Source organism: Longimicrobium sp. (assembly GCF_036280135.1).
Classification (GTDB): Bacteria; Gemmatimonadota; Gemmatimonadetes; order Longimicrobiales; family Longimicrobiaceae; genus Longimicrobium.
This window is the reverse complement of record NZ_DASURI010000965.1, coordinates 1-8159: the sequence shown is the minus strand read 5'-3', so window position 1 is coordinate 8159 and position 8159 is coordinate 1. Positions and strand designations below refer to the sequence as shown.

Annotated in this window: 6 protein-coding genes; 3 read left to right on the top strand and 3 right to left on the bottom strand. The window is 70.1% G+C overall.

What is annotated here, in order from left to right; all coding sequences use genetic code 11:
- The 3 genes from VFZ20_RS31060 to VFZ20_RS31050 form a co-directional block, all read right to left on the bottom strand.
- The coding region (locus VFZ20_RS31060) for an NYN domain-containing protein (protein WP_329687860.1) at window positions 1-604 on the bottom strand (604 nt) is incomplete at its 3' end.
- 335 nt (window positions 605-939) lie between these two features.
- Complete coding sequence (locus VFZ20_RS31055) at window positions 940-1152, bottom strand: hypothetical protein (RefSeq protein WP_329687859.1); 213 nt, start codon at window positions 1150-1152, stop codon at window positions 940-942.
- A 69-nt stretch (window positions 1153-1221) separates the two neighbouring features.
- A complete protein-coding gene (locus VFZ20_RS31050) occupies window positions 1222-3636 on the bottom strand; it encodes an aldehyde dehydrogenase family protein (RefSeq protein WP_329687858.1) in 2415 nt (804 codons plus the stop codon).
- A gap of 572 nt (window positions 3637-4208) precedes the next feature.
- On the opposite strand from VFZ20_RS31050, the gene VFZ20_RS31045 reads away from it, so the two are divergent.
- The 3 genes from VFZ20_RS31045 (at window position 4209) to VFZ20_RS31035 (ending at window position 8000) form a co-directional block, all read left to right on the top strand.
- A complete protein-coding gene (locus VFZ20_RS31045) occupies window positions 4209-5687 on the top strand; it encodes an RNB domain-containing ribonuclease (RefSeq protein WP_329687857.1) in 1479 nt (492 codons plus the stop codon).
- Window positions 5688-5814: 127 nt separating this feature from the next.
- Entirely contained in the window at window positions 5815-7071 is a 1257-nt protein-coding gene (locus VFZ20_RS31040) for a 6-bladed beta-propeller (RefSeq protein WP_329687856.1), read from the top strand.
- Window positions 7072-7280: 209 nt separating this feature from the next.
- Window positions 7281-8000 (top strand): esterase family protein, encoded by a 720-nt coding sequence (locus tag VFZ20_RS31035; RefSeq protein WP_329687855.1) that lies wholly within the window; start codon window positions 7281-7283, stop codon window positions 7998-8000.
- The last annotated feature ends 159 nt before the right edge of the window (window positions 8001-8159 follow it).

The window sequence follows — 8159 nt, the reverse complement described above, 5'->3', positions numbered from 1 at the left end:
CGCTGAGCAGGGCGGGCATCAGGTCGTCCAGGAAGAGGTGGTCCCAGCACGACGTCCGCAGCTCGCCCGCCTCGCCGCGAAACCAGCAGTGCGTGATCTGCTTCATCCGCCCGCCCAGGAACTTGACCGCGGGCACGTGGTCCGCGTCCGCCGCCACGAGAATGGCGCGGTCGTAGTGGTGGTCCAGCCCGCAGCGGATCAGGTCCGTCACCAGTGCCGTGTCGATTCCTTTCTCCACCGTGCGCTCGATGGCGCGGTCGCAGTGCGGGCACACGGAGATGGGCTTGCGGCAGCTGGGGTGCGGGCACCGTGTGGGACTTCGCGGCGCGCGCTCCTTGACCAGGACGGTGTAACCGGGAAATCCGTCCATGGCGCGCAGGAACTGCCGCAGCCGGTGATCCGCCGCGTGGGAGGGGTGATACGACGCGTAGACGTACGTGCCGGCGTAGATGGCATCCGGGTCGATGCGCTGCAGCAGCACCTGCGGAAACCGGTGCTCCCACGGGATGCGCACCGTTGACCGCGCCCCCCGCCGCTGGTGCCACTCGTTCCAGGATAGCTGCGTGTTCCAGAAGTCCACGAAGATCATGACGCGAGGGGGCATTCGGTGCGCCTTGGGTTCGGGGACAAAAAAACGGGGGAGCCGAAGCTCCCCCGGGGGCTATAAGCTCGCCGTAGCGAGGGGTGTGACTTGCACGGAGTATACGATCCATCGAGGCTCCCGTCAAGGGTGTCGCCTTCCGGCAGCCCTCACGCGTCAACCGGTTCCGAGGGACGCGTCCACCTCGTACGCGAACCGGTTTTGCGGCCGTGCAAGCGCGGAGTCGATCCGCTCATCCCCACCTGCGCGCACGCCGGACGCCCCGCCGTGCCGCCTGATGAGGCGGTCGTGCATGATGTCCAGCGCGGAGCGGCTTACCCAGCGCGGCTCCCGCACGGTCACTGGGCCAGGCGACGGAGCGTATCGCCGTACTGATCCGCGATCTCTTCGAACGCATCGAGCATGGCACGATCGTTCTCATCCGGCACGGATGCGGTGGGCGCCAGCGCGAACCCATGATCCGTCCGGACGAGGAACAGGCTGTCCCCGTCATCCAGGTTCATCTGCCGTGCGATCTCGTCGGGAATGGCGACCGAGAGAGCCGCCTTCACGACGAACCGTTACTCGTGGGGTCATCTTGCCTCCGGTGTAGGCGGTCGGTTGATTCACGACCGCATCTCTTATTCCCCGTACGGCACCCAGATGTTCTTGACGTGTGTGGCTTGGCGCAGGAACTCGCGGCCCTCGCCCTGCTCCCCGTCGAACCAGTCGCGCTCGCGGCCGTAGCTCACCCACGTGCGCTTCATGTTGCCCGCGCTCAGCCGCTCCACCATCGTGCTGCCCTCGGCGCCGCCGAAGTACCACAGGGCGTCCACGTCGTCGTGCGAGGCCAGCGTCTCGGCCAGCTCGTCGCGCTTGCCCGTGACGATGTTGATGACGCCGCCCGGCACGTCGCTCGTGTCCAGCACCTGATAGAAGTCCGTGGCCACCAGCGGCCAGCGCTCCGACGGCACGGCCACCACCGCGTTGCCCATGGCCACCGCCGGGATCACGGCGGAGACAAAGCCCAGCAGCGGCGCGGCGTCGGGGCACGCCACGCTCACCACGCCGATGGGCTCGTTCATGGCGATGGTCACGTTGCGCAGCGGCGTGGCGTGCACCTGCCCGTCGTACTTGTCGGCCCAGGCGCCGTACGTGTATAGGCGGCGGATGCTGGCCTCCACCTCGCGCTCGGCGCCGGCCTCGTCGCCCGTGAGCTGCGCGATGCGGCGCGTGAACTCGTCGGCGCGGGCGGCCAGGTTCTCGGCCAGGTAGTAGATGACCTGCGCGCGGGTGTGCGCCGTGCCGCGGCTCCAGCCCCGCGCCTTGTGCGCGGCCTCGACCGCGTTGCGCACGTCCTTGCGGTTGCCCAGCCCCACGTCGCCCACCAGCCGGTCGCCGGCGCCATAGACCGGCATGGCGTAGCCGCTGTCGGGCCGCGCCTGCTTGCCGCCGATGTACAGCTTGGCCGTGCGGTCGATGGGCGGCAGCGACGGTCCCGCCCCGTTACCGCGCGCCTTGTCCGCCTTGGCGGGCTTGGTCTTTCTGTCGTCCCTGCCGCGGACGGCGCCGCCGTTCTTGCCCTCCACCTCCCAGCGCGGCTTGACGTACTCCCACAGCCCTTCCTTGCCGCCCTCGCGCCCAAAGCCGCTCTCGCGGTAGCCGCCAAAGCCGGCCGCCGCGTCGAACAGGTTGGTGGAGTTCACCCACACGGTGCCGGCCAGCACCTTGGGCGCCACGTCCAGGGCCAGGTTCAGGCTCTCCGTCCACACGCTGGCGGCCAGGCCGTACGGCGTGTTGTTGGCCAGCGCCACGGCCTCGGAGGGCGTGCGGAACGTCATCAGCACGACCACCGGCCCAAAGATCTCCACCTGCGCCACGGTGGACGACGGGGCCACGTCCGTGAACAGCGTGGGGGGAAAGAAGCATCCCTCCTGCGGGCAGCTCCACGACGGCTGCCACAGGGTGGCGCCCTCTTCGCGGCCCTGGTTCACCAGCTGGGTGATCTTCTCCAGCTGCACGGGCGCCACGATGGCGCCGATGTCCACCGCCTTGTCCAGCGGATCGCCCACGCGCAGCGTCTCCATGCGCTCCCGGAGCCGCGCCACGAGCTTGTCGACGATGCCCTCCTGCGCCAGGATGCGGCTGCCCGCGCAGCACACCTGCCCCTGGTTGAACCAGATGGCGTCCACTACGCCTTCCACGACGCTGTCCAGGTCCGCGTCGTCAAAGACGATGAAGGGCGACTTGCCGCCCAGCTCCAGCGACAGCTTCTTGCCCGAGCCCGCCGTGGCCACGCGGATGATGCGGCCCACGTCCGTGGATCCCGTAAAGGCGATCTTGTCCACGTCGGGGTGCTCCACGATGGCCGCGCCCGTGCGCCCGTCGCCCGTGACGACGTTCACCACGCCCGGCGGCAGCCCCGCGTCGCGGCAGACCTCGGCGAACAGCAGCGCCGTGAGGCTGGTGAACTCCGCCGGCTTGAGGACGACGGTGTTCCCCATGGCCAGCGCCGGCGCGATCTTCCACGCCAGCATCAGGAGGGGGAAGTTCCAGGGGATGATCTGCCCGATCACGCCCACGCCCACGTGCCCCGGCAGCTCCGTCTCCATGAGCTGCGCCCAGCCGGCGTGGTGGTAGAAGTGCCGCGCCACCAGCGGGATGTCGATGTCGCGCGACTCGCGGATGGGCTTGCCGTTGTCCATCGTCTCCAGGACGGCGAACAGGCGCGCGTGCCGCTGGATGTGACGGGCCAGGGCGTACAGGTACCGGGCGCGCCCGTGGCCGTCCAGCGCCTGCCACGCGGGCAGGGCCTCGCGCGCGGCGCGCACGGCGGCGTCTACGTCCTCGCGCGTGCCCTGGGCAATGCGGGCCAGCGGCTTGTTGGTGGCCGGGTTGTCCGTGTCGAAGAACTCCCCGCCGGACGGCTCCCTCCATTCCCCGCCGATGAAGTGCCGAAAGGTGCGTCCCCGCTCCTCCAGCCAGCGCACCGCGGGCGAGGCGCTCTCGGGGGCGGGGCCGTATTCCATGGTCTCGAAGATCTCGGCGATGCTCATCGTGCGGCGATCGGGAAAGGGGATCATGCCTGGGCCGCGTTCCCGGACGCGCGGCGCTCGCCGCACAATCTACTCGCCCGGCGCCGTTTTCGCATGCCCGCGCGCGAAGGTGGTGCCCGGTTGATGCGGTTGCGCGTGCTGGCAAGGCCGTATCAGCTTGAGGCCGTTGGAGCCGCGATCCAGAGCCGATGGGGCACGATAGGTGACGCGTGCTCCCAGCCTGAGCGGATAAATCCGCCGCTGGGACCGCGGTAAGCCCTGTCTCGCGCCGACGCGCTCTGCGAACAGGGCTTCAACCGCCAACACGGGCTGCCACCCGGCGGAGGGCGGGATCGATGCACGCACCGGTGCACACCGGTCGATCTTCGCTGGGGGAGTCCGCGCCGGCGGACTTCGTGCATTTCCAGCGGCGATTTCAATCGCTTGGCGAGAGGACTGCGGTTTCCATCGGACGCTGATCGTGCTCGACCTCTGTTGGACGGTGAGCGTGCTTGTCCGCCCGACTTCGTTCGACGCGGGGCCGACGTGGTGTCTCCGGCCCCGATCCGAATCATCCCATCCACCTGGATCCCATGACCTCCGGCAACAACGCGGGCGAGCAGAACGTGGTGGAGCAGGCTTTGGACGCCGCGCGCGAGGAGCTGGGCGTGCGCTGCGGCTTTCCGCCGGAGGTACAGGCCGCCGCCGAGCAGGCCGCCACGCGCGTCGCATCCGCCGGCACGGACCGCGAGGACCGGCGCGACCTGCCGCTCGTCACCATCGACCCGCCCGGCAGCCGCGACCTGGACCAGGCGCTGTTCATCGAATCGAACGAGGCCGGCGCGTTCGTCGTCTGGTACGCCATCGCGGACGTGGGCTTCTTCGTGGACCGCGGCGGCGCCGTGGAGGCCGAGGCGTGGAAGCGCGGCCTCACCGTCTACGGGCCGGACCGCAAGGAGCCGCTGTATCCGCCCGTGCTGAGCCAGGGCGCGGCCAGCCTGCTGCCGGACGAGGACCGCCCCGCCATCCTCTTTCGCTTCGACGTGGACGCGGCCGGCGCGCTCACGGGCACGGACGTCCGCCGCGCGCTCGTCCGCAGCCGCGCGCAACTCACGTACGCGCAGGTGGTGGAGCACGTGGACGGCGGTGGGCGCGCGTTCGCGGGCAAGGCGTGGGCGGACGGGCTGACGGCCATGCGCGCGTTCGGCGAGCTGCGGCAACAGGTCGAGGCGGCGCGCGGCGGCGTCTCCATTCCGCTCGTGGACCAGCACGTGACCAACCACACCGCGCGGCGGCTGGGCTACGCGCTGGAGTTCGAGACGCCAAAGGATTCGGAGGAGTGGAACGAGCAGGTGTCCCTGCTCACCGGCCACGCCGCCGCGCGGCTGATGCTGGACGCGAAGGTCGGCATGGTGCGCGTGATGGGCCCGCCCGATCCGGATGCGCTGGATGCGTTTCGCCGCGCGGCGGGCGCCATGGGCTTTCGCTGGCCGCGGGAGACGAGCTACCCGGACTTCATCCGCTCGCTGGACCTGAAGCATCCCGGCATCACGCCGCTGCTGTGGCAGGCGCGGCGGGTGAACCGGGGCGCGGACTACCTGGCGTTCGACGGCGCGGCCCCCACGGACCCGCTGCACCACGCGCTGGCCATGCCCTACGCGCACGCCACGGCGCCCCTGCGCCGCCTGGGTGACCGCTACGTGCTGGATCTGCTCGTCCAATTGTGCGCCGGCGCGCGTCCGTCCGCGGCAGAGGTGGAGACGCTGCGGCGGCTTCCCGCCGTGATGGATGAGGCGGAGCGGCGCGAGTCGAAGTTCGAGCGCCGCGCCGTGGACGTGGCGGAAGCGTGGGTGTTGCGCGACCGCGTGGGCGAGCGGTTCGCCGCGACGGTGCTGGGCGCCCGCGGGGGCGACGTGGAGGTGCAGATCGAGGATCCGCCCGTGCGCGCCCTGGCCGACGTGCGCGGCCGCAAGCCCGCGCCCGGCGACGCCGTGCGCGTGGTGCTCGACCGCGTGGACGTGCCCGCCGGCCGTGTCTTCTTCGCCTTGGCCGGCACCGCGGACGGGGGCTGATCCGTCCGCTTCATCATTCCTTCATCCATTGTCGGCAACCCGCGGCGCGGGTCCCGGCGTCACACGGGCCGTACGGCGGCGCTCCTCACGCGCCGCGGATGACACACATCAGCACGGGTGACGGAAAATGATGCTCTCGGCACGAAAGGGCGCGGGGCCGCTGCTGGCGGCGGCGCTGCTGGCGCTGGACGCGGGCGGGGCGTGGGCGCAGGGCCAGGTCGTGCGCCTCCCTGAGCAGGACCGTCCCTTGGCGGGCAGCGCGCCCCAGGTGTTCGCCATCGGCAAGGCCGAAGGCGCCGCGCACGAGATGTTCGGCGAGGTGAGCGGCGTGCTGTTCGACGCGCAGGACAACCTCTACGTACTGGATCGACAGGCCAAGCGGGTGATGGTGTATGACCGCACCGGGCGCTTTCTGCGGCAGATCGCGCGGGAAGGGCAGGGGCCGGGCGAGCTCATCCAGCCCATGCACCTGGTGATGGGTGGCGACGGCACGCTCATCGTCTCCGATGCGGGTCGGTCCGGCTTCTCCATCTTTCGCACGGACGGCACGTTCCTCCGCAACGAGATCCGGGAGGGCTTCATCCCGATCGGACGCTTCGGCACGTCGTGGCACCCCAGTGGTGGTGTGGTGAGCACGTTCCTGCGGCTGCCGGGCCGGGACGGAGGTGGACCGCCCGCTGCTCCCACGCGCGACCAGCTGCTCCTGGTCCCGTTCGGCAGCGGCCAGCCGCGGGAGATCTTCGCCCTGCCACGCCTGGACCGGGTCAGCCAGAGCACCGGCGACGGCGGTCGCGAGGTGCGGATGGTTCGCACCGCTCCCCCCGCGTTCTCCCCGCCCACGCTGTTCGGGGTGCTGCACAACGGCAACGTGGCACTCAGCTTCACCAGCGGGTACACGGTGCGCATCGTGGACCTGAACGGGCAGACGCTGCGCTACCTGCAGCGCCCCGTCCGCACCCGGCTGACAACGGAGCGCGACCGCGAGCAGGCGCGGCAGGCGCGCCGCGAGCAGATGGCCAGCGGGCGTGGGCAAATCCGCATTACGATGGGCGGAGGTGGAGGGCCGGCGCCGCGCTCGGGTCCCCCGAGTGCCGCCGAGGCTGCGCGTGGGGCGGCCGAGATGGAATTCGCCGACACCATCCCCGCGCTCCAGAACCTGCGCGTTTCACCCAGCGGCAAGCTGCTGGTGGAGCGTCGCGGGCAGAACGTGGGCGATCCCGGGCCGGTGGACGTGATCACGCCCGAAGGCCAGTACCTGGGCACCTTCACGGGCCTGGGCGTGCCCAACGCGATGAGCCGAAGTGGCCTGGCTGCATACATCGAAGATGACGAAGACGGCGTGCAGCGCATCGTCGTCCGCCAGCTACCCGCGAACTGGCGCTGACCATCGGACGACGGCCGATGCGGAACGAGGGGACGCGGCGCACGCGTCCCCTCGCTGCATTCGTATCCCTTGCCGCCTGCTCCTTGCATCCGCGCCGCGCGCCGATAGGTTGGGCAATCGGTGCGCGGATTGCGTGTGGGCCCGCGCCGCCCGGGCCTGGCATCATCCAGGCTGCCTGACACACACCTTCCGCCGGAGACGAGCCCCTGGTGAACCGCGAGCATCACCGCTGGCACAGCCCCTCGCTGGGCCGCGACATGGACTTGCTGGTGTTTGGGCACGCAGGGGCGCGCGTGCTGGTCTTTCCCACCTCCATGGGCCGCTACTACGAGTGGGAAGACCGCGGGATGATGAACACGCTGGGCGAGCACCTGCGCAACGGCTGGCTGCAGGTGTTTTGCGTGGACAGCGTGGATGCCGAGAGCTGGTACGCCAAGTACAAGCATCCGCACGACCGCGCCGGCCGCCAGTTCCAGTACGAAAGCTACATCACGCGCGAGGTGCTGCCGTTCACGCAAAGCCGCAACGGCAACCCGTTCCTCATCGCCACGGGCGCCAGCTTTGGCGCGTACCACGCGGTGACGATGGCGCTGCGGCATCCGCACCTCTTTGGCCGGGTGCTGGCCATGAGCGGCATGTACGACATCCGCGAGTTCAGCGACGGCTACTACGACGACGCCATCAAGGCCAACAACCCGTCGCACTTCGTCAGCGAGATCCACGACCACGGGCACCTCGAGGCCATGCGGCGGATGGACATCATCCTGGCCACGGGTGCGGGCGACGCGTTCGTGGAAAACAACCGCTACCTGTCGCGCGCCCTGTGGGACAAGGGCGTGGGCAACGCCCTGCGCCTGTGGGACGGGTGGTCGCACGACTGGCCGTACTGGCATCGGATGCTGTTGCAGTACATCGGGGGGAGCGACTGACGTGCGGAACTGCAGGGAATAGGGAACAGGGAATAGGGAATAGCCTGCAACGGCTTGAACTACGGGGACAGGGGACCGTTTGCAGGGGACAGCCGGCAACGGCGTGAGCCTGGCCGCCCGCGATGAAGGTCTCCCCTCTCCGCGAGGAACGAGCGGGGA

What these genes read in the sequence shown, in the direction of transcription:
- VFZ20_RS31050 (WP_329687858.1), bottom strand. Translation starts at nt 3,636, where the DNA reads ATGAGCATCGCCGAGATCTTCGAGACCATGGAATACGGCCCCGCCCCC.
- VFZ20_RS31045 (WP_329687857.1), top strand. Translation starts at nt 4,209, where the DNA reads ATGACCTCCGGCAACAACGCGGGCGAGCAGAACGTGGTGGAGCAGGCT.
- VFZ20_RS31040 (WP_329687856.1), top strand. Translation starts at nt 5,815, where the DNA reads ATGATGCTCTCGGCACGAAAGGGCGCGGGGCCGCTGCTGGCGGCGGCG.